Source organism: Providencia sp. PROV048 (assembly GCF_033688165.1).
Taxonomy (GTDB): Bacteria; Pseudomonadota; Gammaproteobacteria; order Enterobacterales; family Enterobacteriaceae; genus Providencia; species Providencia hangzhouensis.
Map to the genome: position 1 here is coordinate 342,888 of NZ_CP096360.1, position 25,450 is coordinate 368,337.

Below are 25,450 nucleotides of genomic sequence, written 5' to 3' on the forward strand. Positions count from 1 at the left end.
AAAAACGATAGTCATTAAAAGCTGCCGTGTCGAATACTGTGGGTAGGTTGTTTTAACGTGCCCACTTTTCTTAAAAAACGCTTTTCCTTCCTCTTTGAGTTTTTCTTCATTAACTATGTTAGTTAAAATGTGTCAGCGCTTGCTACTTTTTAACAGCCTTTTATTTCATTGTATTTAAAGTAATTCTTAACCAAAATACAGCTTTGTTATAGGGATGTAAATATAATCCCATGATTTTTATATGGAAATTTTCTCTGAGAAAAAACAATCATTGACTTAAATAGGCTATTTTCCCGCTTTGGCTGTGCTATGATAGCCGCCCTTATTATTTTTATGGTGTTTTAATCATCGTTCTGATTGCCAACACGATAAAAATATGCATAAGAAAATAATATATAATGATAAAAATCAGTCGGATAGGCTAATATGCTTCTACTTATTGATAATTACGATTCATTTACTTACAACTTATACCAATACTTTTGTGAGTTAGGGGCTGAAGTTGTAGTAAAACGTAATGATGAAATTACCATCGAAGAAATTGAACAGCTTTCGCCTACACATCTTGTGATTTCACCTGGGCCATGTACACCGGATGAGGCTGGCATCTCCCTTGAGGCGATAAAATATTTTGCAGGTAAACTGCCCATTTTAGGCATTTGCTTAGGACATCAAGCGATTGGGCAAGCATTTGGTGCATCAGTCGTCAAAGCACGAGAAGTTATGCACGGTAAAACCTCTGCTATCCACCATAATCATCAAGGTGTATTCAAAGGCTTAAATCGTCCCTTAACAGTGACACGCTATCACTCGTTAGTGATTGCAGCAGAGACACTCCCTGTTTCTTTTGATGTATCCGCATGGTCACTGAATAATGGCGATGTTGATGAAATCATGGGAATACGGCACAAAACCTTGCCTATAGAAGGTGTTCAGTTCCATCCTGAAAGTATTCTGAGTGAACAAGGCCATGAATTACTAAACAATTTTCTAAAATATTAATTTAGCAATCGTATTCAGAAAAAATTAATTATGCATATTATGCCCTTTGCTATTGCTCTTTTTTGATTTTTTATTCATATTTAATGCTTATATTTTCATAATTGCATTAAATAAGAGCAGGTGAGGGGTATGTCTGAGCAACCAGTAGTAAATCGGCAAACTTTTGATCAAGTTATGTTACCTATTTTTTCGCCAGCGGAATTTATTCCAGTTAAAGGCGAAGGTAGCCGCGTTTGGGATCAGCAAGGTAAAGAATATATTGATTTTGCTGGTGGGATCGCTGTTCTTGCTTTGGGGCATTGCCACCCTAGTTTGGTGGCTGCGGTGCGTGAACAAAGCGAAAAGCTATGGCATGTCAGTAATATTTTCACTAACGAGCAGGCGCTAAAGTTAGCACAAAAGCTCACGAATGCGACATTTGCTGACCGCGCATTTTTTGTGAATTCCGGCTCAGAAGCTAACGAAGCTGCGTTTAAATTAGCACGCCGCTACGCTATTACTAAATACAGCCCCTATAAAACTAAGATTATCGCTTTCAAACAAGCTTTCCACGGACGCACATTATTTACTGTTTCGGTCGGTGGGCAAGCAAAATATGCGGATGGTTTTGGGCCAAAACCTGCGGATATTATTCATGTGCCATTTAATGACCTTGATGCTGTCAAAGCGGTCATTGATGAAAATACCTGCGCAGTTGTTCTTGAGCCAGTACAAGGTGAAGGTGGCGTCACCGCAGCAACAGCGAAATTTCTGCAAGGAGTTCGTAAGCTGTGTGATGAAAATAATGCCTTGTTGATTTTTGATGAAGTACAAAGCGGTATGGGCCGTACAGGTAAATTATTTTCTTATATGCATTACAATATTGTGCCTGATATTTTAACCACGGCAAAAGCATTGGGTGGCGGTTTCCCTATTAGTGCAATGATCACCACTGAAGAAGTGGCAAAAACCATGGAAGTGGGTTCGCACGGAACCACCTATGGTGGCAATCCCTTAGCGTGCGCAGTAGGTAATGCGGCGTTTGATATTATTAATACTGAGGAAGTATTAAATGGTGTCGAAAAGCGTCGTGAATTATTTGTCGCTCATTTAAATAAACTGAATGATAAATATCACATTTTTTCTGAGATCAGAGGAATGGGGTTATTAATTGGCGCTGAATTAGACGGCAAACTATTGAACCGTTCGAAAGATATCCTGCAAGCTAGTGCAGTAGAAGGCCTGATGATGCTCAATGCTGGCACGAATGTTTTACGTTTTACGCCTTCACTGATTATTTCTGAGGAAGAAATTAATAGTGGGATGGCGAAATTAGAAACGGCGATTGGTAAGTTATTGAATTAGTGGTTTATTGAAAAGTTGCAGAGGCATTTCTGTCTCTGCAACTTGTATCGTTAATATTACGTTCTATTTCTGCCAGATATTTTTATTGTATTTTTCGCTTTTAATTCTATTTGTTTTTGTTGCAATTGTTCTGGTGTGCTGGATATGCTGATGCCAGCAGCCAGACATTGACTGTTATGGGAATGTGAATAATTCACAACTATTTTTTTCTGCATTAAACTACGATTGTTCTGTGTATTTTTTGCCGTGACGTTCTCTTTACTATCTATTGTTTTTTGTTTAATTTCACTTGGCTGCTTGACGATAGTTTCTTCATGTGTAGATAAATCATCTAGAGGTACGTCAGTAAGAGTTATTGTATTTAGAATGTATTCGTGTGATCTATGATGGAATTTATCAAGCAGAGTGAAGTAGTTATCACTTAACTCCTCTAGCGAGTTTTTTAATTCTCTATTTTCGAGTCTTAGTGCTTTAACTAATGACGAATCTTCCATTTCATTGGTTTCAGGCTTCGCTAAAAAAGTTAATTCGTCATCAAAATCAAATGAATGGTTCTCATCATGATAAATAGGTGTGCCATCTTCATCATAGGCCATTAAATTTTTTTCGCTGTAATTATCTAATGTTATATTATGAATTTTGCTTTTAACATCATCTAATTCTTTAATTAATAAATTTTTAATGATAGATTGTAAATTAATTAATGATTTTAAATTTTCATTTTGGTCTTCCACCTCAAATGTATTTTCTATCTCTTTATATGATGACTCTAATATTGCATGTTTTTTTTCAAGATAAGCAATCCCTCTTATTTTTGACTCGTTTTTTATCTCTGATTTTAATTTGTATATATCATTTTTTAATTGTTCTTTAGTTTCAATTAATTCTATATTTTTAATATGGTATGTGTAATAGTCTATTAGGTCATTCTGTTCTTTAATTATTTTATTGTTGACTAATTCTTCTACATAGGGCTTGTCTATTTTTAATGCGTTACTTATTTTCCTATTAATTTCATCTTTAGTGTTTTTTACTGTTGGGGATATTTCAAACGACTTTTTAAGTAGTTCATTTTCTAATGATATTATTTTGTTTTGATTTAATTCGACTTTTAATCGTGAGTTATTCTCATTTTTTTTGGTTTCTATTTTTTTTAACTCTAAGTAAAACTTTGAATCCATATTTACTTTGTTTTTTTTGTTAAAACTAAATAAATGAATGAAATTATTCAATCTAGTATTACGTATTTTATTAATTATTGGGGAATAATTTTTCGCTATTTCTAATGCTATGTTTTTTTTAAAGATGGGGTTGCTTACATTTCTATTGATGGTGTCTATGTGCATGAGAGATCCTTAATTATCAATTAATGCTATTTTGGGTTGTTTTTAGGTTAATTAATATAATAAATCGATGTTTATGATTATTTATTTACATGTGTGTGATATTTGTGTTTGGATTTGTTCTAGCCAATGCAAATATTTTAATTAATTGAATAATAAGTCGATTTTACTTATTTTATTATTGGTGACTTGTAAAGTGCTAGTAATTGAGAGTTAGTCTTCATTTGGGCGTCTATTTCAGCGATTATTTTTATATGGTTATTCATTTCTTGGGTCAATTGGTATTCTTTTTCTATTATTTTTAATAAATCAGAACTATTAACTAAAATTTTATTTTTTACTAAGTTATCTTTGCTAAGGCTGGTTTTCTGTGTGGTAATTTTACTCGATAAATTATAATGTTCTTTTATTCGTTGTGCTCTTAGTAATGATGACTTTGTTTGCGGTATATTACCCTTGAACTCAAAAGTGGTTTTTGGCAAAGAGGTGATTCTTTGATTAGGCCGATTTTCTTCACAAATTTTGTAATGTATATAAACTAATTTCTTATTAAATTTGCTTTCTGTTTTATATTTTATACCCACGGAAGGTAGTGTGATATGACGAATAGACTCTTGAATGATTTGTTTTTTTAAAGGAAGCATTGAACCATTTTTATTAGTTAGAGGTTTAGGTAATACAAATTTTTTTATAATCTCTTTTTTTTCTTGTAGACTTTTATTGTTAATGCCAGGGATTCTAATATCACGATATAAAAAATCAGCATATTCAGCATTTTTTTTGGGGAGTTCTTTGTATTGGTCAAGAATAACTCTATTTTCTTTTATTAATGAGTCTGTACTTTGCTCAGAAAGAAAAGTAGATGAATATTTTCCGTATAGTTTAATTTTCAATTGATTGACTTTTTCGTAAAATTCACCAGTGCTTAAACACTTAATATTATTGGTTTCTTCTAAGTCGCTCTCATAGGCGGAATCAATACTCTCAGTGCTACAGGTACGAGTTGGTTTTAGCTGGTTATTCGTATCAAGTGGACTTTTTTTCAGTGAAGAGGTAACCGTAAAAATTTTTTTGATAAAATCATCCGAGTTAATAATTTTTTTGAAAATCGTCGGATTACCCGATAAATAGCCTAATGTAATAGTCATAAATATTTTCCTAATTGGTAAGATAATAATTATTATTCTATAGGGGTAATCGGTGGGGGGAATATAACGAAGCGATTTTACTACAATTTAATATGATAAATAATAGCCCAGCCAAAGGTGGCCAGGCTGAAAGGTTAATTAGCGAGTACCATAAACAACGATTGTTTTACCGTGTGCGGAGATCAGGTTTTGGTCTTCTAACATTTTTAGAATACGGCCGACTGTTTCACGGGAACAACCCACGATTTGGCCTATTTCCTGACGAGTAATTTTGATTTGCATACCGTCTGGGTGTGTCATTGCATCAGGTTGTTTAGCTAAGTTTAATAGCGTTTGAGCAATACGGCCTGTAACGTCTAAGAATGCGAGGTTACCGACTTTCTCAGATGTTGTTTGTAAGCGACTAGCCATTTGCGCAGAAAGGCGCATTAAAATATCAGGGTTTACCTGAATTAATTGACGGAATTTTTTGTAAGAAATTTCAGCAACTTCGCAGGCTATTTTGGCTCTAACCCACGCAGTACGTTCTTGCCCTTCTTCAAATAACCCAAGCTCACCAATGAAATCCCCCTGATTCAGGTAAGAGAGGATCATTTCTTTGCCTTCTTCATCTTTAATTAAAACAGCCACCGAACCTTTAACGATATAGTAAAGGGTTTCTGCTTTCTCACCCTGATGGATAAGAGTGCTCTTGGATGGATATTTATGAATATGGCAGTGTGACAAAAACCATTCAAGAGTAGGGTCTGTTTGTGGCTTGCCGAGAACCATTAGCGTTATCCTCTGTATGTTATTGCAGCCATTCAGAAAAACATACTAGAAAGGCTGGCTTTAAAGTCACTAGCTTAGCATATTAATTTGCCTTATATACCTTTAAATAATCTAACAGCTGATTGCTTCAGCGTTTTTGATTGCTTTGGGTAACGCAAATTGATATCAACACTATAATATGATCAATTAAACCGTTGAGTTTTGATCTTAATCCTATCAACTAAGTATTGTTTGTAGCATATCCAATAAAGAAAGTCTTCCCTGTATCGCTTCAGCCAAATAAAGTTGATATAACATTCATTGTATCTATGGAACAATGTAGCCTTTAAACCGATTTCATTTCAAGGGGAAATATAATGGAAGCAAGAGTTAAGTGGGTTGAAGGACTTTCTTTTCTAGGGGAGTCAGCGTCTGGGCACCAAGTGATGATGGACGGTAATGCAGGTGATAAAGCCCCAAGCCCAATGGAAATGGTGCTAATGGCTGCGGGTGGTTGCAGCGCGATTGATGTCGTTTCGATTCTACAAAAGGGCCGCTATGATATTACGGATTGTGAAGTTAAATTAACCTCACAACGTCGTGAAGAAGCCCCTCGTTATTTTGTGAAAATCCATTTGCATTTTATTGTGACAGGGAATGAATTAACGGAAAAAGCAGTCGAACGTGCCGTTCAACTTTCTGCTGAGAAATATTGCTCAGTCGCATTGATGTTAGAGAAAACCGTTGAAGTCACACACAGCTTTGAAATAAAAAACTAAAAATAAATTTAATTTTTATTAATATATTTGAATTGAAAGATGCTTACCTTAATTAATGATAAGCATCTTATTTTTTAATCAAAAAATAATTTAACTGTTGTTCTTTTGATTAATTAGTTTTTCGACTATTGGTGCCATAATTAATTCCATTGCTAAACTGAGTTTCCCTCCTGGGACGACAATTGTATTCATTGCTGAAATAAAAGAGCCGGATATCATTGATAGCAAATAGGGGAAATCAATTTGCTCTAGCCCACGAAAGCGGATCACAATAAAGCTTTCGTCTTGTGATGGGATAGCTTTAGCCGAAAATGGGTTAGAGGTGTCTACCGTAGGAACGCGTTGAAAATTGATATGGGTGCGAGAAAATTGTGGCGTGATGTAATTAATATAGTCCCCCATTGAACGTACAACAGAGTCCATAACCGCTTCGCGGGAGTGCCCTCTCTCTGTGGTATCGCGGATCAATTTTTGGATCCATTCGAGGTTGACAATAGGGACAACACCTACAAGCAAATCAACATGTTGTGCAACATTATGTTCTGGAGTGACAACGCCACCATGCAGCCCCTCATAAAATAAAATATCTGTTTTGTCTGGTAGCGGCTCCCAAGGGGTAAATGTCCCAGGTTGCAAGCCATACGGTACCGCTTCATCATAAGTATGTAGATATTTACGGGACTGCCCACAACCTGTTTTTGCATAGTCGATTAAGGTTTGTTCAAGCAACGCAAAATCATTCGCTTCGGGGCCAAAGTAACTGATGTGCCGGCCTTGTTCTCTGGCTTTACGGATAGCCATATCCATTTCAGGGCGTGTATAGCGATGAAAGCTATCCCCTTCTAATGTTGCTGGTTGGATATTTAATTGGTGAAAAACTTTACGAAATGCTTGGCTAGTTGAGGTTGTGCCAGCTCCGCTCGAACCAGTGATAGCAATGATTGGGTGCTTTTTGGACATCGTGGACTCCCTGTGTTGCGCTTATAAGCACTATTTTAATCAATAGTGCATGAAGCGGATTAACGGGTGTTAGGGTTTTGAGTTTTATTTGATGGTTTTACGACATGATTGTGTGGAAAACCCGCAACTTAATTCATGATAGATGATGGCGTAAAAATGAACCATAGAATAAAAACATCAGACAGAAAAACTCCCCTTAGGCATGAAATTAACTGATTCATGCAATTCAGACCAGACTAGCACAATTTCACCAGAAACTAACTGCCGTTTCACATCGTTGACCTTATCTTGTAAGCTTTTTTCATGGGAGCCGTAGTCGGTTCCTTCCCGTAAGACATAGCTTTCAATTAGGTTTTCCAATGTTTCAGGTTCAAGTTCTTGCCAAGGAATAATCACATTATTTCCTTATCTAAATAAGGCGTTAACCATTGAGGGATGCGTGTTTCTAACCACATTTGCGGTTTCCTCAAGGTACCGCTCACAAAGCCTACGTGCCCACCATGTTCTGTCATTTGGTATTCCACATTGTGGGGTAAAAATGATAAATCAGGAACAACCTCAGGCGCCATAAATGGGTCATCTTTAGCGTGGATAATCAATGTTGGCTTCGTGATGTAAGCTAATTTAGGTAATGCGCTGCATTTTTGATAATAATCTGTCGCATCATCAAAACCATGAATACGAGCAGTGATCACATCATCAAATTCACGGATGCGTTTTAGTTGTTTAAGCTGCAGCAAGTTTAAAGGTAGTGAGCCAGGGTAGCGTACCAATTTACGCGTTGCATTACGTTTTAAGCCATTTAGTAAATAGCGTTGATAGAATTGAGATATTCCTTTTTCCATCCGCAAAGAACAGGCTTCTAGCATTAATGGTGCCGAAACCACGACGCCCGCATCTAAATCTGCATTTTGCCCACTTTCTGCGAGATAGCACGCTAACATATTACCACCAAGAGAATAGCCGACTGCGGCCGTCGGCGTATCACCATAGGTTTGTTTTAACCAACGGAGAAAATAGCGAGCATCACTGGTTTCACCTGAATGGTAAATTCGCTGTTGGCGATTGGGTTCACCGCTACAACCGCGAAAATGCATAATTACACCCAACCAACCATGCTTTTGGGCCGTTTCTAGCATCCCGTGGGCATAAGGGCTCTTAAAATTGCCTTCGAGACCATGGAAGATCACTAAACGTGGCTTATGTGCCGCTAGCTCAGGTTTTTCACTCCAAGCGAGATCGATAAAATCGCCATCAGGCAATTCAAGCCGCTGCCATATTGGTTTGATTTTCGGTGTTCTACGGAAAATCCTTGGCAGTAATGTTTGGAGGTGTGGATTTTTAGCCCAACTTATTGGACGAAAGTTTTCTGACATAGCCTTATTTTTATTTAATGGAGACTCTTGTGAGTCACATAACATACTGTTATTTTTTTGTGATGCAAGTAAACAAATTTGAGTTTGAGGCTAAATTATAAATGACATTGGGGCTGGTTTTTTCTCTTTTTACGTTTTTATTCATTGCTGCAGTCACTCCCGGCCCTAACAATATGTTGCTAACGTCAAGTGCAGCAAACTACGGTTTTCGCCATACGATAATATTATGCCTTGGTATTATGTTAGGGATGCAGTCAATACTCTATCTCTCCGCATTCGGGGTTGCTGCACTTTTATTGCTCTATCCTGCGCTTCATGTCGCCTTAAAATTCGCCGGAAGTCTATATTTGCTATGGCTAGCATGGAAAACAGCGACAGCAAATTATGCACCACTGAAGACGAATAGCGAAGTTGCGAAAAGCATTACTTGGTATCAAGGCGGCTTATTACAGTTTTTAAACCCCAAAGCATGGATGATGGGGCTAGGCGCTGTCGGGGGATTTAGCCTCCCCGGTGAATTATTTACCCAATCTATTTTAATGATGAGTATCGCATTTGTGATAGTTAACTTAGTGGCGGGTTTAATTTGGATGGGGTTTGGTTCATTAATTAGCCTATTTTTACGTAGCCGTCGTGCTTGGTTTATTTTTAACTGGGTGATGGGGATTTTAACGGCTTTGTGCGTTCCCCTGATTTGGTTGGAATGATTTTCTGATAAAAGTGCAGTTTATATGACCCATCAAAAAGCAGCCCATGGGCTGCTTTTTACATGTAAGGGAGGCGATTAATCTAAATCGACGTTTTTAGTGCCGAAAAAGTAGGTAAAAATAAAACCGAATAAGTAGGAAACGAATAACCCGCCCACATAAACTAACATCCCTGGGAACACGCCATCAGCAGAGGTCATCATTGGGATAGCGACTAAGCCGGACGGGCCAAAGACAGTATTTAAACCAACGGGTAAACCCATCCAAGCCACGAGTCCAACAAAGAACCCCCCAGCAGCACCGCCTAAACATGCGGTGACAAACGGCTTCATTCGAGGAAGAGTTACACCGTAGATAAGTGGTTCACCGACACCTAAGAAACCTGGAATGATGGCCCCGCGAATCTGATTACGTAACACTGAATCTTTTGCGGCTTTAACGTACAACGCCATCGCTGCACCAACTTGCCCACCACCAGCCATTGCTAGGATAGGGAAAAGTGAGTTAAAGCCTTGGGTTTCAACGAGTGCCATATATACCGGAACAAAACCTTGGTGCACGCCAAACATTACTGCAATTAAGAATAGCCCAGCAAGTATAGCGGTTCCGAATGGGTTGCTGCTTAAATGAACAAAAAGCCATGACATACCAGAGAATAACCAACTGCCAATTGGCATGATGAAGATAAACACTGCAGCACCAACAATTAACAAGGTAATTGTTGAAGTTAAAATCATATCAAGGTTGGCTGGAATAATTTTACGGACTTGTTTTTCGACCCATGCCCCAAAAATACACGCAATTAATACCCCAATAATGTTACCTCTTGGGTCGATAGCCAACCCGAAGAAGCTATTCATATCAGAATAGAACCCCTTAGCTATTTCAGGGTTGTACCCAAGAACAAACAGTGAAGCAATGATGGCGCCATTTACTGCGCTACCGCCAAAGGCTTTTTGAGTGTTATAACCGATAAGAATACTTAGGAAGCTAAACAGCCCTTTGCTAAATACCGACATATACAGAATCGTATGTACGAGTAGGGTCTGCTCTTCAGGTTTTGTCGGGAGCCCTGCTGGAAAATAGGTTTGTTTCGCCAGAGTTGCAAAACCTAATAGTAAGCCCGCAGCAATAAAACCTGGAATTAGCGGAGTAAATATGGTGGCAAATTTGGATAAAAATCGGTGAACGGCACTGGTTTGTTTCTTTTTCAGTTGCTGCTTATTTGCGGATGCAATATCGTTCAGATCCTGAGGCTGGGCTGCTGCTTCGTGGTTATCCTCTTCATCACTATCTAAAAGTTGGTTCATCAAGTCCGCGGCAGTTTGCGCTTTACCTGGGCCAAGGATCACTTGCAGTTGTTCATCACTTTCAATAACGCCAAGCACTCCTGCAATTTGTTTGAGTGCAGATTTATCGACTAGCTGGTCATTGTTGAGTGTGAGCCGCAAACGGGTCATACAGTTACCCGCTAATTTAATATTACGGCGTCCTCCAACGTGTTGCAGGATCTGCTGTATCATTTCTATTGTTATTTTAGCCATACTATTTATCCCATTGAAGTCCGCAAGTTAGGCGGATGAGGCCATATTGAGAGCCGTACGAATAAAACCGTTGTTATCTAAGAGTAGTTGACGTGCGTCATCGGCATTTAAACCCGATAACACCATTAAAATGGCAGTTTTGCAGTGCCGGTTACATTGTTGAAGGGCGGTCTCTGCGGTAGTTCGGTCGCAGTCGGTTGCTTCCATCACAATTTTAGTTTGTCTTTCAATGAGTTTGGCATTTGTTGCTTCGACATCGACCATTAAATTACCAAACACCTTTCCAATACGGATCATCGCCCCAGTGGTGATCATATTCAGCACTAATTTTTGTGCTGTTCCTGCTTTCATGCGTGAAGAACCGGTGACAACCTCTGCACCTACAATGGGAGTAATAGCAATATCTGCGGCATTGGCAATTGGGCTATTTGGGTTACAGCTAATGGCCGCTGTTGTTGCACCAACAGCCTTCGCGTAAGCTAAAGCGCCTAATACATAAGGCGTTCGCCCACTGGCTGCGATACCAACTAACACATCATTATCATTAAATTGAATATCTTTGAGGTCTTGTTCACCCAGTTCAGGCTTATCTTCTGCATTTTCTACGGCACGGAAAATTGCTTGATGGCCACCGGCGATTAAACCCACAACTTGTTCATGTGGCGTTCCATAAGTCGGCGGGCACTCACTGGCATCAAGAATTCCTAAACGGCCAGAGGTTCCTGCGCCTGAGTAAATCAGACGACCGCCTTTTAAGAAAGCCTCTGCGACTTTATCAACCAGTTGAGCAATTTCAGGGAGCACTTTTTCAACTGCTAACGGAACGAGCTTATCCTCATCATTAATGACCTTCAGCATTTCAGCCGTTGATAGTTGGTCGATATTAGTACTGGCTGCATTGCGGCTTTCAGTTACCATTTTGCTTAAGTCGATAGTCATAAAAATTGCTCCTAAATCAGTTATTGGGCTAATATAAGGAATTATTTATTCCTTATATGTGATTAACATCACGGTGCTATCTATTCTAACTTGTGAATATACAAGAATATTTTGTGATTAATTTTATAAGCTAAAGTCACGACTCTTTGAATTATAAGTATTATTCATCAGGTATCAGTGGCTTGATTGAGGAATAATTTATTATTATTTTTTTATCTATAGGTCTGGCTATTACAATTATTATTAGAGGTCACCATGACATTATTGGACATCATTACCTACTCACTACCGCGATTAGCGGAAAACCAACGCAAAATTGCCCAATTTATCCTTGAAAATCCCGAAAATGTACTAAATTTGTCGTCTCAGCAATTAGCGGAAATTTTAGATGTTAGCCAATCAGCCATCGTTAAGTTTAGTCAGAAAGTTGGTGTAAAGGGGTATCCTGCCTTGAAACTTGCACTTAGCGAGATTATTGGGCGCCAACAACTCAAAGATGGAGCGCCTCATTCTGCTCTACATAACCGTATTGCGCCTGATGATAACTTGATGGTTGTTGCTCAGAAACTCGCAATGGAAAAAAATCACTCCATTACAGAAACAACAAAATTAATTGATTTCAAGCAGTTTGAACGCATTGTTGAGCGAATAGACCAATCACAGAGAGTGCAAATTGTCGGTATTGGTGGGTCAGGCTTAACTGCAAAAGATTTAAGTTATAAGTTACAAAAAATTGGTATTACAACGCTCGTGGAGTCAGACCATCATGTGCAAATTGCTGCGGCACTCACTCTCAATGCTCATGATGTACAAATCGTTATTTCTTTTACAGGGAAGCGTAAAGACATGCTAACAGCAGCGAATATTGCACGTAAGCAAGGGGCATGTGTCATTGCGATTACGCGTGACTGTGATTCACCACTGGGGCAAATTGCTGATTATGTTCTTGAAAGTATTGCGGAGGAAGATGAATGGCGTAGTTCATCAATTTCTTCAAGAACCGCACAAAATACGCTAACAGACCTGATTTTTATGGCGTTATTGCAACGGCGAGAAGCGAAAGCAAAGTCGTTAGTTATGAATGCAAGAGTAGTGATTAATAAATTAGATGAGTGATTAGTGGCTTGAATCCTCATCGATAACTTTGCAATCAAACCTTATTTACGTTAAGACTAATATTATCAGTATTTTGATTTTAAAAAGTTAAAAGGGAGTTATTGATGAGAGCACTCATAGTTTATACGGAATTAACCGATGACGACTCCGTGATTAGCCATGCTGTAGCAAGACTTGCTAGTGAACTTAAAGATGAGCACGTAGAAACCGTGATCATTCGTAATTTTGAAGATGGGATGGCATACATTCGATCAAATACCAGTATTGATTGCTTGTTATATGGCCGAGATATGTCAGACAAGCAAGAACAAACTCAGGCACATCAATTAATTACCCAACTTCATCGCAGGCAAGAAGATGTCCCTGTCTTTTTATTAAGTGATCGTGAAGAAGCCTTGACGGCATTTGACCGTAAGATGATGGAACAAGTCGATGAATTTGCGTGGATTTTAGAAGATTCTGCAGATTTTATTGCAGGTCGTGTCCTTGCCGCGATCATCCGCTACCGCGCCAATTTACTGCCCCCTTTGATGAAAAGTTTGATTAAATACAGTGATGTACATGAATATTCATGGGCAGCACCGGGGCATCAAGGTGGTGTTGGGTTCACCAAAACTCCCGCAGGTCGCATTTATCATGATTTCTTTGGTGAAAACTTATTTCGGACGGATATCGGTATTGAGCGGGTTGCTGTGGGTTCACTGTTAGACCATACCGGCGCATTTGGTGAGTGTGAAAGGAATGCTGCGCGTATATTTGGTGCTGACCAATCTTACTCCGTGGTTGTGGGAACATCGGGTTCGAACCGAACGATTATGCAAGCTTGTATGACAGATGATGATGTTGTTGTGATTGACCGTAACTGCCACAAATCTATTGAGCAAGGTTTGATCTTAACAGGGGCAAAACCGGTTTATATGACACCAAGCCGTAATCGTTATGGCATCATTGGCCCGATTTATCCTCAAGAAATGACACCCGAAGCGATTACTGAAAAAATCGCTAAAAATCCATTAACTTCGGATAAAATAGGCAAACGTCCTGCATATAGCGTCGTAACCAACTGTACTTACGATGGCGTGTGCTATCACGCACGTAAAGTACAGGATTTGCTGGATAAATCATTGGATAGAATCCATTTTGATGAGGCATGGTACGGCTACGCACGCTTTAACCCTATCTATCGCGACCACTTTGCGATGCGTGATGACCCTAGAAAAGACGATGAGCCCACCGTTTTTGCAACTCACTCTACGCACAAATTATTGAATGCACTTTCACAAGCTTCATTTATCCACATTCGAAATGGCCGTAATGCGATTGATTTTAATCGTTTTAACCAAGCCTATCATATGCATGCGACTACTTCGCCGCTATATGCAATTTGTGCCTCAAATGATATTGCCGCAGACATGATGGACGGTAATAGTGGGCGTTCACTCACTGATGAAGTGATCCGTGAAGCTATCGACTTTCGCCAATCACTGGGCTACCTATACAAAGAATTTATCAATGACGATGAGTGGTTTTTCAAACCATGGAATCAAGAAATGGTGAAAGACCCAGCAACAGGTAAGCGCTATGCTTTTGAAGATGCGCCTGTTGAACTGTTGATGAAAGAGCAAAGCTGCTGGGTGATGAACCCTGAAGATAAATGGCATGGTTTTAAAGATATCCCTGAAAATTGGGCGATGCTTGACCCGATTAAGGTGAGTATTTTGTCGCCGGGAATGGGAGATGACGGTAAATTACTGGATAGCGGCGTCCCAGCCGCGCTAGTCACGGCATGGTTAAATCACTATGGTATCGTGCCAACCCGGACGACTGATTTCCAAATTATGTTCTTGTTTTCTATGGGGATCACAAAAGGAAAATGGGGAACCCTGGTCAATGCGTTGCTGTCGTTTAAGCGCCATTATGACAACAATACGGCACTGAAAAAAGTATTACCTGAAGTGGTTGAAGCGTCTCCTGAGATCTATGGCGAGATGGGGCTACGTGATTTAGGCAATAAAATGTTTGTGTATCTACAAAAAAATAACCCAGGTGGCCAGTTAAATCAGGCTTATGAGCAACTCCCCGCCGTGATGATGAGCCCACGCGATGCCTATCAAGAAATTGTTGCTAACCGCGTTGAGGCGGTGCCTTTAGATAAACTCGCCGGTCGTATCGCAGCAAACTCGATTATTCCGTACCCACCGGGCATTCCAATGTTGCTATCAGGGGAAAGTTTTGGTGATAAAAATAGTCCACATATTGGCTATCTAAATAGCCTTCAAGCATGGGATAGCGAATTTCCTGGCTTTGAACACGAAACGGAAGGCACTGAAATTATTGATGGCCAGTATTATGTGATGTGTGTGAAAGAATAAGATTCAGTAATGATAAAAACGAAAAGCTATCAAAAGATAGCTTTTCGTGATTTTAATGGATTGTGATGTTTTATAACGAATTAATTTAATTCAAACTCACTAGTCATGGTTTCTAGCTGCTCTTGCAGTTCCATCCACTCCATTTCCACATCTTCAAGAGCTGTTTTGTGTTCAGTTTGTTTTTTCAAGCATTCCGTCAATTCGGCTTTTTTATCTTGTTCGTAAATGGCAGCATCAGAAAGTTTGGTTTCTAGGTCACTTAGGGTATTGGAATGCTTATCCATCAGCTTTTCCAATTCCGTAATTTTTTTACGGATAGGCTGAGTTAATTGACGAAATTCAGCTTCACGACGTTTTTGAACTTTTCTATCTTGTGCTGTAACCGTTGCAGCGGCCGCCGGTTTGTCTTTTTCTTGCTGGTCACGGAACTGTTGTAATTCCAGCTTATTTTGTTCTGCTAGCCATTGTTGGTAATCTTCTAAATCACCATCAAATTGCTCGACAGAACCGCCATGGACTAAATACAGTTCATCGGTGGTAGTGCGCAGTAAATGCCTATCATGGGAAACGACAACTAAAGCCCCTTCGAAGGCCATTAAGGCTTCGGTAAGTGCTTGGCGCATGTCTAAATCCAAGTGGTTGGTTGGCTCATCCAGTAACAGTAAGTTAGGACGCTGCCATACAATCAACGCTAGCACTAAACGGGCTTTTTCACCGCCAGAGAAACGGCCGCTCGGGTCTGTCACTTGGTCGCCTTTAAAGCCAAAACCCCCTAAATAGTCGCGTAATTGCTGCTCAGTTTGCTCTGGTGCAAGGCGAGCAAGATGCTGCAAAGGTGATTCTTCAGGGTGCAAATACTCCAATTGGTGCTGGGCGAAATAACCCAGTTTAATCCCTTTTGCGAGGGCGATTTCTCCCTGTAATGGCGGTAAATCACCCGCTAACATCTTAATTAATGTGGATTTACCCGCACCATTTCGGCCCAGTAGGCCGATGCGTGAACCTGGTACCAAGTTTAGTTTAATGGATTGCAAAATGACTTTTTCACCGTAGCCAGCGCTGACTTTTTCCATTTTCAATAATGGATTCGGTAAGCTTTCTGGTTTACGGAATGAAAAATGGAATGGGTTATCCACATGAGCCGGAGCGACCATTTCCATTCTTTCAAGCATTTTAATGCGGCTTTGTGCTTGCTTGGCTTTCGTCGCTTGCACTCTAAAACGGTCAATATAACTTTGTAAATGCGCCGCTTTGGCTTGTTGGCTCTCATACAACGCTTGTTGCTGAGCGAGTTTTGTCGCACGTTGGCGCTCAAAAGAAGAATAGTTACCCGTGTATTCAAACATCGTTTCTTGTTCGATATGCAGGACTTTATCAATAATTGGGTCGAGGAAATCCCTATCATGGGAAATCAAAATCAGAGTGCCTTGGTAGCTTTTTAACCATTTTTCTAACCAAATCACTGCGTCTAAATCAAGGTGGTTGGTTGGCTCATCGAGTAACAATAGGTCAGAACGGCAAAGCAATGCCTGCGCGAGGTTCAAACGCATCCGCCATCCACCGGAAAATGATTTTACTGGGGAATCTAGCTGTGACTGACTAAAACCTAAACCATGTAGCAAACTGGATGCGCGGGAACGGATGGTCCATGCATCAATGGCATCAAGCTGCCCATGAACCACAGCGATGGCATGACCATCATTTTTTTCATTAGCTTGTTGAAGTTTTTGTTCTAAAGCTCGGAACTCGCGATCACCATCAATCACATATTCAAGAGCGGGCACATCAAGGGCAGGGGTTTCTTGGTTCACCCATGCCATGGACCAATTGCTTGGAAAGGTTGCAGAACCTGCTTCAGCTTGTAATTCGCCTTTTAATAACGCAAGAAGTGTCGATTTACCGCAGCCGTTTTTACCCACTAAACCAACTTTTTGGCCGGGGTTAATAGTCGCAGTGGCATTGTCTAGTAGGACACGAACACCTCGGCGAATTTGGAGTGAAGAGAAAACAATCATAGCAACCGTCTATTAAAAATATGTTAGATTATCAACGTATATACTCTAAATAATTTACGGTGCTGTTAGGCGACAAGCACATGAGTCGCTAGGAGCCTACTTAAGTAGGTGACTAGTGCGAATGCGCGTAGTCAACAACACAGCAACGTGAAGTATGACGAGTATAGCAGGCTGCATGGTAACGGAAAATGTTCCGTCTGACACGCCTTTGAGGAGGGAAAGATGTCAAATACACCGAAAGTGCTGGTGGTCTACGCTCACCCGGACCCCGACGAATCGATGGCTAATAAGGCGTTATTGGAGGCAGTGCGTGATTTTGACCATGTGACTGTACACGATTTATACGCAATTTATCCAGATTATTTTATTGATGTAACCGCGGAACAAAAATTACTGTGCCAGCACGATATCATTATTTTTCAACATCCTCTCTATACATATAGTTGCCCTGCGTTGTTGAAAGAGTGGTTTGACCGCGTGTTAACCCGCCGTTTTGCGACCGATGTAGGGTACCAAAAATTAAAAGGCAAATACTGGCGTTCTGTGATTACCACAGGCGAGCCTGTTCACGCTTACCAATATGATGGATATAACCATTATCCACTTACAGAAATACTTCGCCCATTTGAATTGACCGCATTAATGTGTGATATGCAGTGGCTAGAACCAACCATTATTTATGCAGCACGTCGGCAGCCTAAAGAACGATTTGAACAGATTATCGATGACTACCGCCAATGGATGCAACAGCCGCTAGGTGCGGGAGGGTTATCCTAATGTCAGAACTAGGGCTATTTGAATCCGTTATCATCTTCCTCTGCGCAGGGGTAGTCATGGTACCTATTGCACAAAAAATCCGCTTAGGTGCTGTACTGGGGTATTTGCTTGCCGGGATCATGATTGGGCCATTTGTTTTTGGCTTTATTCGTAATGTTGATGATATTTTGCACTTCTCCGAAATGGGAGTGGTGTTCCTGATGTTTCTCATCGGGTTAGAGCTAAAACCTTCTAAATTATGGGAGCTTAGGCGCTCGATTTTCGGTGTAGGTACGCTTCAAGTGGTTGTCACTGCGGCTATCATGGCGTCACTGTTGTTTTTAGCCAAATTTTCTTGGCAAGCCGCTATTGTTGGTGGATTAGGAATGGCGATGTCATCAACGGCAATGGCACTTCAGTTGATGAACGAAAAAGGGATGTCCAACAAAGAAAGCGGGCAACTCGGTTTTTCTGTTTTGTTATTCCAAGATATGGCAGTTATCCCGATTATGGCGCTGATCCCATTGCTAGCCGGGGACTCAGCAACCAGTGATTGGCAAAAAATTGGCTTGAAGATAGTGGCGTTCGCAGGTTTATGGGTAGTTGGCCGCTATTTATTACGGCCGATGTTCAGGCTTGCCGCTAAATCTGGCGTTCATGAAATTTTTACGGCTGCAGCATTGTTGGTGGTATTAGGTTCCGCACTCATTATGGAAAGCCTTGGCTTTTCTATGGCTCTGGGAACCTTTATGGCAGGGGTCATGTTAGCGGAAACAGAGTTCCGCCATGAACTGGAAATTAATATCGAACCGTTTAAAGGTCTGCTACTGGGGCTATTTTTTATCTCAGTAGGTATGTCATTGAATTTAGATGTGTTGTGGGCTTATTTACCACAAGTATTGATTGCTGTTGCGGTATTAGTCGCAGTCAAAGCGTTAGTGCTTTACGGACTGAGTTTAGCCGCTAGGCTTCGAAATGGAGCAAGAGCTCAATTTTCCGGGGTGCTTAGCCAAGGTGGTGAATTTGCTTTTGTGATCTATGCAACTGCTTTTGGTGCAAGTGTGATAAATGAACGGCAGATGGACTTATTACTGGTAGTTGTCACACTTTCGATGATGACGACGCCACTTGTGATGCAGTTGATAGATGCCTATTTAAACTACCGTTATAATCAACAACCAGCCTCGAGTGAAAAGCCATTTGTAGAAGACAATGACCCACATGTTATTTTGGTCGGTTTTGGTCGCATGGGGCAGGTGGTTGGCCGTTTATTAATGGCGAATAAGGTTAAAATTACAGTACTAGAACAAGATGTTACGGCGATTAGTACCATGCGCCGCTACGGCTATACGGTCTATTACGGTGATGCACGTGAACTACAATTATTGCGTTCAGCAGGAGCCGATAAAGCAAAATCTATCGTCATCACCAGTGATGTGCCTGAAGAAGTGATGGAAATTGTGCAAATTTGCCAAGAAAACTTTCCTAACTTGCATATTATTGCACGTGCTAAAGGTCGCCTTGAGGCCCATGAGCTATTACAAAGTGGAGTGACTGATTTTAGCCGTGAAACATTCTCGAGCGCACTTGAATTAGGAAGCAAAGCGCTTGTTAGCACAGGGATGCATCCTCATAAAGCTTATCGCGCGAAGCAGCATTTTCGCCGTTTAGACATGAAAATGCTTAGAGATATTTATCCAGAGAATGAAAATAGTGACAGCGGGCAAATTTCACGCATTAAAGAGGCACGTCGTGAACTGAATGAACTCTTTGAGAAAGAAATGCAAAGAGAACATCGGCAGCCTCATAGCTGGAATAATGAACAATAAGGGTTAGAAATGGCTTCAACACGTAAACGCTTTATTGCCGGGGCGACGTGCCCTAAGTGCAAGTCACAAGATACATTAATGATGTGGCGTGAAGATAAAATTGATGTTGTCGAGTGTGTCAATTGCGGCGATCAGCAACGCCAAGCAGGGGATGAAGCAACGGGACATGTTAGGCAAAAAGAGCAGGTTATTGGAATTTTTACACCTGAATAATAGAAATTTGTCAATTCTCAATACATCACTATAGTTTTTCGGTACAATTGGCAAAAATTTTTCCCTTACGGGTAGTAGGAGATGTCATGAAAGTAGCAAAAGACTTGGTGGTCAGCTTGGCTTATCAAGTAAGAACAGAAGACGGTGTTTTAGTTGATGAGTCGCCAGCAAGCGCGCCAATGGACTATTTGCATGGTCGTGGGTCTTTAATTTCAGGTTTAGAAAAAGCATTAGAAGGTCGCTCTGTCGGCGAAAACTTCGATGTTGAAGTCGCTTCAGACGATGCATATGGCCAATACGATGACAACTTAGTTCAACGTGTTCCTAAAGATGTATTTATGGGCGTTGATGAGCTAGAAGTCGGCATGCGTTTCTTAGCTGACACTGACATGGGCCCAGTTCCTGTTGAAATTACAGGTATCGAAGGTGATGAAGTTATCGTTGACGGTAACCACATGTTAGCAGGTCAAAACCTGAAATTTAATGTTGAAATCATGGCTATCCGTGAAGCAACAGAAGAAGAAATCGCACATGGCCACGTCCATGGTGCAGGTGGTCACGACCATGACCACGACCACGAAGGTGGTTGCTGTGGCGGTGGCGGTCATAGCCACGGTTCAGAAGGCGGTTGCTGCGGTGGCGGTGAAGGTCACGGACACGGTCACAAACAAGGCGGCTGCGGCTGCCACTAATACGAAGTATTAGTGTTTATAAAAAAAAAGGAAGCGAAAGCTTCCTTTTTTTAATTTAAAATCAATAGGTTCGCATTTTAAATTAATAATGTGGTGGCGGCGTTTCTTCTTCAGGCCTTGCTAAGTGAGAATCTTGGGATGATTTCAGCCTTTCAGCTACAATGCGTAAATGTTCCTGCAGACGGCTCATTTGCATTTGTTGGTCAGTAATAACCTGGTTTAGTTGTTCAATCGCCAGTTCTTGAAAGGCAACTTTACTTTCTAAAAGTTCTAGGCGTTGTTCAAATGTATCAGATGAGTCCATATTCGACTCTCCTTAAGCGTTTATATCGTAATTAAACCATCATAATAACTGAACATTACAAATCAATAGATAAGTTTTAGTTAAAGATATAGGCGACGAAACGACTTTTTGTTAATGTGGTCTCAGTAGTTATTATATTTTTTTAATACTCAATGGGGTAACGGGGTCTAAACTTAAAGAGCCCTACCCATAAAACGAATAGTTCGCTATTCGAATATAATCGAATAAAAGTTATCGGAGACTAGGATGAAATCACTGTTTAAGGCAAGCCTTTTAGCAACTACGCTAGCATTTACTTTTGCTGCTCCGCAAGTGATGGCAGCGGAAGCCAAAGCACAAAGCAGCGCATTCAAAAACGCAGAAGAGCGTAATGCGTATGCACTGGGTGCGTCTTTAGGCCGCTACATGCAGAATTCTTTAGAAGAACAAAAAACAATTGGTATTAATTTGGATAAGGCTCAATTACTCGCTGGTGTCCAAGATGCATTTAACGGCAAAAGCAAAATGACCGATGCAGAAGTTGAAGAAACATTGCGTCAGTTTGAAGGTCAAGTCAAAGAAGCTGCCGACAAAAAAATGAAAGAAGAATCAGCTAATAATGAGAAAAAAGGCGCTGAGTACCGCGAAAAATACGCGAAAGAAAAAGGCGTTGTTAAAACTAAATCAGGCTTACTGTACAAAATTGAAAAAGACGGTACAGGGGCGAAACCTAAAGCAGATGAAACCGTTGTGGTTCACTACAAAGGTTCTTTGATTGACGGTACTGAATTCGACAGCTCATATTCACGTAATGAGCCACTGACAATTCCATTAAATTCAGTGATTAAAGGCTGGACTGAAGGTTTAGTTAACCTGAAAAAAGGCGGCAAAATGCAGTTGGTTATCCCAGCTGAATTAGCTTACGGCGAAAATGGCGTGCCGGGTATCCCAGCAAATTCAACATTAGTCTTTGATGTTGAGTTATTAGACATCAAGCCTGCTGCTAAATAAGTCCTCACTAAGCATTAGCTAAGTGTATTTTGATGCCCAATGCATTCATGCCTTGGGCTTTTTTATATTTCTCATCAAAAAAACTCTCAAATTGTTTAAAACTTGTGATAAAACAGACTGTCTTGCATTCATTCGCTTGACGGCAACGCCGTGGAGTTTTAACTTCAGAAGACTCTATTTTATTTTTTATCATCACAATTGTTGGCTACAAACAAAGTAATGAAGGCCAAATAGTCGAATAATGAACGCCTTTTTAGTCAACAGGATGAGTTTTTACATTAGAAGGATGATGTTGAAATGTCTGATTCTATACAATCACACGACCTCAGCGATATTAACATATTGGATAACCAGCCCTTTTCTGAGACAGACCATGAGATTTTAAAATCATATGAAGCTGCTGTGGATGGTCTGGCAATGCTAATCGGTGGGCACTGTGAAATTGTTCTTCACTCTTTAGAAGACCTAAACTGCTCTGCAGTCAGAATCGCAAATGGCCAGCACACTGGGCGTAAAATCGGCTCACCGATTACAGACCTAGCGTTGAGAATGCTGCATGATATGGCAGACGAAGAATCGAATGTCTCGAAGGCTTATTTTACGAAAGCGAAAAGCGGTGATTTAATGAAATCCGTTACTATTGCTATTCGTAACCGCAAGCAACGTGTGATTGGCTTATTATGTATCAATATGAACTTAGATGTGCCGTTCTCTGAAATTATTCAATCGTTTGTTCCAGAAACTAAGCAAGAAGTTACTTCAGATGTAAACTTTGCCTCTTCAGTTGATGATCTTGTCGCACAAACATTGGAGTACACAATTGAAGAAGTTGGCGGTGATCGTAATGTCTCAAATAATGCGAAAAACAAGCAAGTGGTTCTTAACCTATATGAAAAAGGCATTTTCGATATTAAAGATGCCATTAACCAAGTTGCTGACCGTTTGAACATTTCTAAACACACCGTTTATTTATACATTCGTCAATTCAAGAGCGGTGAATGAGTAATACAAATTCGTTAACCTACTGCTTAGTTGTGACAGGTCCTGCTTATGGTACACAACAAGCAGCGAGTGCGTATCAATTTGCAAAAGCCCTTCTTGAAGAAGGGCATATATTGAAAACACTCTTTTTTTATCGTGAGGGTGTTTTTAATGCGAACCAGCTTACGTCACCAGCAACAGATGAATTCAATTTAGTTTCAGCTTGGCAGGAACTGGCAAAACAATCTGGGTGCGAAATGCATATCTGTGTTTCTGCCGCGTTGCGTCGGGGGGTTGTTGACCAAGAACAAGCGCAAAGTTTATCTCTTCCAACGGCTAACCTTGCTGAGGGCTTTATCATGAGTGGGTTAGGAAGCCTTGCGGAAGCGATGATAACCACAGACCGAACAATTCAATTCTAAGAACAGCTCAATACAAGGTACCGTGTGAAAAAAATAGCTTTTGTCTTTACAACCATGCCCCATGGAAATGCCAGTGGCCGAGAAGGGTTAGATGCATTATTAGCAACTTCAGCACTGACAGAAGACATTCAGGTGTTTTTTCTCTCTGATGGCGTTTATCAGCTTCTAGCAAACCAACATCCCGCTGAAGTGCTTGCTCGAGATTACATCGTAACATTTAAAATATTGCCGTTATATGACATTGAAAAAGTTTATCTCTGCGGCTCTTCGCTACAAGAACGGGGGCTGGGAGAGCATTGTGAATGGGTTTTAACACCAACAATTCTTAGCAAGAAAGAGGTAAGCGCTAAAATAGCGGAATGTGATGTGGTGCTTAATTTTTAATCCATTGTGTGAATTTTGAGCTTGGGTTGTTTTTTGATCTATAGTAGGATCTTTTCTATGCTGTATACATTAGCAACATCTCCGTTTAAATGTGATTTTTCTACAATGGTAGGCTTTATTACGGCTGAAGATGTCGTTTTACTGATGCAAGATGGCGTGGTTGCGGCAGTCGCACAGTCGCCTTATCTTGTTGCACTACAAAAAACAGGGGCGCAGTTGTACGCTTTGGATGTAGACATCAATGCCCGTGGGTTGCAAAATACCCTATCAACCGCAGTTTCTGTAATCACATATCAAGGTTTTGTGAAGCTAACAGAAGTCCAAAAACAACATTTTGCCATATAAAGGCACTAAAAGTTGTATATTTCTTGACACCTGAGCCAGTCAGCAATAAAATTTCGCGTCCTCGTGTATCGTCATGTTGGCGAACGGGGTCAAAATCCGTGTTTACGAAGCAATAAAACCAGGAGCTTTTTTAATAATGGCAACTATTAATCAGCTGGTACGCAAATCTCGTAGCTCGAAAGTTGTTAAAAGCAACGTTCCAGCACTGGAAGCTTGCCCGCAAAAACGTGGCGTATGTACTCGTGTATATACTACCACTCCTAAGAAACCAAACTCAGCATTACGTAAAGTATGCCGTGTTCGTTTAACTAACGGTTTCGAAGTTTCTTCCTACATCGGTGGTGAAGGCCACAACTTGCAGGAGCACTCCGTTATCCTTATCCGTGGTGGTCGTGTTAAAGACTTACCAGGTGTGCGTTATCACACCGTTCGCGGCGCACTGGACTGTTCTGGTGTTAAAGACCGTAAGCAAGCTCGTTCTAAATACGGCGCGAAAAAACCTAAGGCTTAATGGATTTCCGTTAAGTAAGGCCAAACATTTTAATCTTAATGTCAAAATACTCTCGTAGAGTTTTGGACAAACCTGAATTAACAACGGAGTCATATCCATGCCACGTCGTCGCGTAATAGGTCAACGTAAAATTCTTCCAGATCCTAAGTTCGGATCAGAATTACTGGCCAAATTTGTAAATATCCTGATGGTAGACGGGAAAAAATCTACTGCTGAAGCAATCGTATATAACGCACTTGAAACCCTTGCTCAGCGTTCTGGTAAAACTGAACTTGATGCATTCGAATTAGCACTAGATAACGTGCGTCCGACTGTGGAAGTTAAATCCCGCCGTGTTGGTGGTTCAACTTACCAAGTTCCAGTTGAAGTTCGCCCGGTTCGTCGTAATGCCCTGGCAATGCGTTGGATCGTTGATGCTGCTCGTAAACGCGGTGATAAATCTATGGCGCTTCGCCTGGCAAATGAATTATCAGACGCTGCTGAGAACAAAGGTTCCGCTGTTAAGAAACGTGAAGACGTTCACCGTATGGCAGAAGCTAACAAGGCGTTCGCACACTACCGTTGGTAAGTTCTTACCCACATTAGTGATGTATCTCAGGGTAGCCATTTGCTACCCTTTATATGAAGC

Annotated in this window: 27 protein-coding genes; 17 read left to right on the plus strand and 10 right to left on the minus strand. The window is 40.5% G+C overall.

Going from position 1 to position 25,450, the window contains the following annotated elements:
- Positions 1 to 426 precede the first annotated feature (426 nt).
- Together M1F26_RS01510 and M1F26_RS01515 are read left to right on the plus strand one after the other, a co-directional pair.
- Entirely contained in the window at positions 427 to 1,002 is a 576-nt protein-coding gene (locus M1F26_RS01510; protein ID WP_004265957.1) for an aminodeoxychorismate synthase component II, read from the plus strand.
- A gap of 129 nt (positions 1,003 to 1,131) precedes the next feature.
- Positions 1,132 to 2,346 (plus strand): aspartate aminotransferase family protein, encoded by a 1,215-nt coding sequence (locus tag M1F26_RS01515; protein ID WP_140172016.1) that lies wholly within the window; start codon positions 1,132 to 1,134, stop codon positions 2,344 to 2,346.
- Positions 2,347 to 2,402: 56 nt separating this feature from the next.
- Here the strand turns inward: M1F26_RS01515 and M1F26_RS01520 are convergent, their stop codons facing one another.
- The 3 genes from M1F26_RS01520 to crp all read right to left on the minus strand — a co-directional run bounded on the left by M1F26_RS01520 (position 2,403) and on the right by crp (position 5,608).
- A complete protein-coding gene (locus M1F26_RS01520; protein WP_140172017.1) occupies positions 2,403 to 3,692 on the minus strand; it encodes a hypothetical protein in 1,290 nt (429 codons plus the stop codon).
- A 167-nt stretch (positions 3,693 to 3,859) separates the two neighbouring features.
- On the minus strand, positions 3,860 to 4,837 hold the full coding sequence (locus tag M1F26_RS01525) for a hypothetical protein (protein ID WP_140172018.1): 978 nt from the start codon (positions 4,835 to 4,837) through the stop codon (positions 3,860 to 3,862).
- Positions 4,838 to 4,975: 138 nt separating this feature from the next.
- Entirely contained in the window at positions 4,976 to 5,608 is a 633-nt protein-coding gene (gene crp / locus M1F26_RS01530; RefSeq protein WP_004262556.1) for a cAMP-activated global transcriptional regulator CRP, read from the minus strand.
- A 356-nt stretch (positions 5,609 to 5,964) separates the two neighbouring features.
- Here crp and M1F26_RS01535 point away from each other — a divergent pair, with 356 nt between their 5' ends.
- A complete protein-coding gene (locus M1F26_RS01535) occupies positions 5,965 to 6,366 on the plus strand; it encodes an OsmC family protein (RefSeq protein WP_004262554.1) in 402 nt (133 codons plus the stop codon).
- A gap of 90 nt (positions 6,367 to 6,456) precedes the next feature.
- Here the strand turns inward: M1F26_RS01535 and M1F26_RS01540 are convergent, their stop codons facing one another.
- The 3 genes from M1F26_RS01540 to M1F26_RS01550 form a co-directional block, all read right to left on the minus strand.
- The gene (locus M1F26_RS01540) at positions 6,457 to 7,326 is read right to left on the minus strand and encodes a phosphoribulokinase (protein WP_096863570.1); all 870 of its coding nucleotides are present in this window, start codon (positions 7,324 to 7,326) and stop codon (positions 6,457 to 6,459) included.
- Positions 7,327 to 7,503: 177 nt separating this feature from the next.
- Positions 7,504 to 7,722: a YheU family protein gene (locus M1F26_RS01545; protein WP_004262551.1), complete on the minus strand. Its 219-nt coding sequence runs from the start codon at positions 7,720 to 7,722 to the stop codon at positions 7,504 to 7,506.
- Complete coding sequence (locus M1F26_RS01550) at positions 7,719 to 8,702, minus strand: hydrolase (protein WP_036958590.1); 984 nt, start codon at positions 8,700 to 8,702, stop codon at positions 7,719 to 7,721. Before M1F26_RS01550 ends, M1F26_RS01545 begins: the two co-directional genes overlap by 4 nt.
- A 101-nt stretch (positions 8,703 to 8,803) precedes the next feature.
- Between M1F26_RS01550 and M1F26_RS01555 the strand changes: the two genes are divergently transcribed.
- Complete coding sequence (locus M1F26_RS01555; protein ID WP_004262547.1) at positions 8,804 to 9,409, plus strand: LysE family translocator; 606 nt, start codon at positions 8,804 to 8,806, stop codon at positions 9,407 to 9,409.
- Positions 9,410 to 9,486: 77 nt separating this feature from the next.
- Here the strand turns inward: M1F26_RS01555 and murP are convergent, their stop codons facing one another.
- Positions 9,487 to 10,953, minus strand: a complete 1,467-nt coding sequence (murP, locus tag M1F26_RS01560; RefSeq protein ID WP_140172019.1) for a PTS N-acetylmuramic acid transporter subunit IIBC — start codon at positions 10,951 to 10,953, stop codon at positions 9,487 to 9,489.
- Between the two features lie 27 nt (positions 10,954 to 10,980).
- Complete coding sequence (gene murQ, locus M1F26_RS01565) at positions 10,981 to 11,892, minus strand: N-acetylmuramic acid 6-phosphate etherase (RefSeq protein ID WP_004262531.1); 912 nt, start codon at positions 11,890 to 11,892, stop codon at positions 10,981 to 10,983.
- Positions 11,893 to 12,147: 255 nt separating this feature from the next.
- Between murQ and M1F26_RS01570 the strand changes: the two genes are divergently transcribed.
- Positions 12,148 to 13,008 carry a MurR/RpiR family transcriptional regulator gene (locus M1F26_RS01570; RefSeq protein WP_140172020.1) on the plus strand — a complete coding sequence of 287 codons (861 nt, stop codon included), beginning with the start codon at positions 12,148 to 12,150 and terminating at the stop codon, positions 13,006 to 13,008.
- 104 nt (positions 13,009 to 13,112) lie between these two features.
- Positions 13,113 to 15,380, plus strand: a complete 2,268-nt coding sequence (gene adiA, locus M1F26_RS01575) for an arginine decarboxylase (RefSeq protein ID WP_140172021.1) — start codon at positions 13,113 to 13,115, stop codon at positions 15,378 to 15,380.
- Between the two features lie 80 nt (positions 15,381 to 15,460).
- Here adiA and M1F26_RS01580 read toward each other — a convergent pair whose 3' ends face one another.
- Entirely contained in the window at positions 15,461 to 17,395 is a 1,935-nt protein-coding gene (locus M1F26_RS01580; RefSeq protein ID WP_140172022.1) for an ABC transporter ATP-binding protein, read from the minus strand.
- Between the two features lie 222 nt (positions 17,396 to 17,617).
- Between M1F26_RS01580 and kefG the strand changes: the two genes are divergently transcribed.
- From kefG to slyD, 4 genes are all read left to right on the plus strand, one after another.
- Positions 17,618 to 18,172, plus strand: a complete 555-nt coding sequence (gene kefG / locus M1F26_RS01585) for a glutathione-regulated potassium-efflux system ancillary protein KefG (protein WP_004262516.1) — start codon at positions 17,618 to 17,620, stop codon at positions 18,170 to 18,172.
- The gene (kefB, locus tag M1F26_RS01590) at positions 18,172 to 19,980 is read left to right on the plus strand and encodes a glutathione-regulated potassium-efflux system protein KefB (protein WP_004262513.1); all 1,809 of its coding nucleotides are present in this window, start codon (positions 18,172 to 18,174) and stop codon (positions 19,978 to 19,980) included. Before kefG ends, kefB begins: the two co-directional genes overlap by 1 nt.
- 9 nt (positions 19,981 to 19,989) lie before the next feature.
- Positions 19,990 to 20,193, plus strand: coding sequence for a YheV family putative zinc ribbon protein (locus M1F26_RS01595; RefSeq protein ID WP_004262510.1), 204 nt, complete (start codon positions 19,990 to 19,992; stop codon positions 20,191 to 20,193).
- An 86-nt stretch (positions 20,194 to 20,279) separates the two neighbouring features.
- Positions 20,280 to 20,885 (plus strand): peptidylprolyl isomerase, encoded by a 606-nt coding sequence (gene slyD, locus M1F26_RS01600; RefSeq protein WP_004262508.1) that lies wholly within the window; start codon positions 20,280 to 20,282, stop codon positions 20,883 to 20,885.
- Positions 20,886 to 20,967: 82 nt separating this feature from the next.
- Here the strand turns inward: slyD and M1F26_RS01605 are convergent, their stop codons facing one another.
- Positions 20,968 to 21,189 (minus strand): SlyX family protein, encoded by a 222-nt coding sequence (locus M1F26_RS01605; protein WP_004262507.1) that lies wholly within the window; start codon positions 21,187 to 21,189, stop codon positions 20,968 to 20,970.
- A 246-nt stretch (positions 21,190 to 21,435) separates the two neighbouring features.
- On the opposite strand from M1F26_RS01605, the gene fkpA reads away from it, so the two are divergent.
- From fkpA to rpsG, 7 genes are all read left to right on the plus strand, one after another.
- Positions 21,436 to 22,179, plus strand: a complete 744-nt coding sequence (gene fkpA / locus M1F26_RS01610) for an FKBP-type peptidyl-prolyl cis-trans isomerase (protein WP_004262506.1) — start codon at positions 21,436 to 21,438, stop codon at positions 22,177 to 22,179.
- Between the two features lie 297 nt (positions 22,180 to 22,476).
- On the plus strand, positions 22,477 to 23,181 hold the full coding sequence (locus tag M1F26_RS01615; RefSeq protein WP_004262503.1) for a transcriptional regulator: 705 nt from the start codon (positions 22,477 to 22,479) through the stop codon (positions 23,179 to 23,181).
- On the plus strand, positions 23,178 to 23,582 hold the full coding sequence (tusD, locus tag M1F26_RS01620) for a sulfurtransferase complex subunit TusD (RefSeq protein ID WP_115166426.1): 405 nt from the start codon (positions 23,178 to 23,180) through the stop codon (positions 23,580 to 23,582). Before M1F26_RS01615 ends, tusD begins: the two co-directional genes overlap by 4 nt.
- Before the next feature lie 24 nt (positions 23,583 to 23,606).
- Positions 23,607 to 23,966, plus strand: coding sequence for a sulfurtransferase complex subunit TusC (gene tusC / locus M1F26_RS01625; protein WP_004262499.1), 360 nt, complete (start codon positions 23,607 to 23,609; stop codon positions 23,964 to 23,966).
- A gap of 57 nt (positions 23,967 to 24,023) precedes the next feature.
- Positions 24,024 to 24,311 (plus strand): sulfurtransferase complex subunit TusB, encoded by a 288-nt coding sequence (gene tusB / locus M1F26_RS01630; RefSeq protein WP_036958589.1) that lies wholly within the window; start codon positions 24,024 to 24,026, stop codon positions 24,309 to 24,311.
- Positions 24,312 to 24,447: 136 nt separating this feature from the next.
- Positions 24,448 to 24,822, plus strand: a complete 375-nt coding sequence (gene rpsL / locus M1F26_RS01635; RefSeq protein ID WP_004265905.1) for a 30S ribosomal protein S12 — start codon at positions 24,448 to 24,450, stop codon at positions 24,820 to 24,822.
- A 97-nt stretch (positions 24,823 to 24,919) separates the two neighbouring features.
- Positions 24,920 to 25,390 (plus strand): 30S ribosomal protein S7, encoded by a 471-nt coding sequence (rpsG, locus tag M1F26_RS01640; RefSeq protein ID WP_004262486.1) that lies wholly within the window; start codon positions 24,920 to 24,922, stop codon positions 25,388 to 25,390.
- Positions 25,391 to 25,450 lie beyond the last annotated feature (60 nt).